Annotated in this window: 1 protein-coding gene and 1 pseudogene; both read right to left on the reverse strand. The window is 43.3% G+C overall.

Annotated elements, in window-relative coordinates:
* Positions 1-233, reverse strand: a pseudogene (locus BLW34_RS15255) (conjugal transfer protein TrbN); the annotation flags it as partial.
* Positions 234-261: 28 nt separating this feature from the next.
* Positions 262-1,350 carry a P-type conjugative transfer protein TrbL gene (gene trbL, locus BLW34_RS15260; RefSeq protein WP_090581396.1) on the reverse strand — a complete coding sequence of 363 codons (1,089 nt, stop codon included), beginning with the start codon at positions 1,348-1,350 and terminating at the stop codon, positions 262-264.
* Positions 1,351-1,482: the final 132 nt, after the last annotated feature.

Genomic DNA, 1,482 nt, shown 5'->3' on the forward strand with positions numbered 1-1,482 from the left:
TTTGCTACATGATCAGGCGTAATGCCATATTTGGATAAATCTTGAAGATACGCGGTATTAAACTGCATCGAGCCAACATCGTGAGTACCATTACTGTTACGCACCCACTGACCCGGTTTTCCCCCCTCTTTTTCGGCTATCGCCAGCAGGATATTGGCGGGTATTTCATACTTGATAGCGGCTGTAATTGAGCACGCTACTCTTTCTTCCATATCTGGTGGCAAATCCATCATTGAGCGAATCGCTTAAGTGCCCTATCCATTATTTACCCCCTCCCTGCGAAATATTGTTCATACCCGCTGATTCTTGGGCCTGGCCCTTTTCAATTGCGCTACGTAAAGCATCCGACCCCGCACTTCTTGCTGTTATCAGTCGACCAGCTGCCAGTGTTCCACCATAAGATGCAACGGCTGCAGCGGTACTAGTCGCTGCCATAAAACCACCTGGACTATAGTTGCCAATTCCGGCAGCAGAGCCTATGCTACTGCCAGTTACAATGCCAGCGAGCAACAGTGGCAACCTGGAAATCAATACAAAAAATGCAATCGTAAAAATCAGCATAACTGCCAATTCTTCATAATTCAGAACATTTTTGCCCATTTTGGCGTAAAAGCTGGATAACAGATCACTGCCAATGCCAACGATCAGGAGCATCACAAATAACTGTATTCCAATACCCAAAACCGTTTTAAAGTAGTTTATGGCGATGTCGGATGTCCAGCGCGCGCCCCCAAAACCTAAAAAGAAAATACCTGCATACATTAATACCCATCCTGATATCAGCAAGAGCAGCATGTTGACTGCAATTACTGTCAGAATAATTAAAATTATTAAAGAAATGATAAAGCCCATCAAACTATCCATAGGCTGCATGAATGTAAGACTATTCGTTGCCTGGTTCCAGATTAAAATACCTGTATTAACAATACTAGTATGACTGGCACCACTCGGCAAACCAGCAGCAGTGCCGCCTAATTGCTGCATAGAATCTATAATAGTGCCTGCAATATTGTGACCTGATACGGCATTGGTCAGCAGCCAGAAGTAAAAACCTGTGAAGATAATGAAACGGGTGAACTCAGCAAAGAAATCTCCGATATCGGCTTTGCGCAACAGCATCATGCCAAATGTCCACACCATTGAAATCAATACCAGCGACCAGAACAATCGCTCAGCGGCAGAGTGAATAACAGTATGCCAACTCTTAACCTTTGTCCAAAACTTTTGGACAACCTGATCCAACACGCTCTGATTGGTTGCTGGATCAATGTAGGCCAGCTCAGCAGATGCCTTTGTAGAAAGAAACATCAGAAGCAAGGTACTTAATAAAACACATAATAATTTGTACATACGTTTGATCTCCTGACTCTTCTCACGATTTTAAGCGAACAACTATTTTGCTTTTTCTAATTCAATTGGGTTACCCGTTTCATCTACTGGCCCGTTAATAGTCCATCTAATTCCAGGTGGCATTTCACTTAA

Source organism: Nitrosomonas sp. Nm58, from assembly GCF_900107335.1.
Classification (GTDB): Bacteria; Pseudomonadota; Gammaproteobacteria; order Burkholderiales; family Nitrosomonadaceae; genus Nitrosomonas.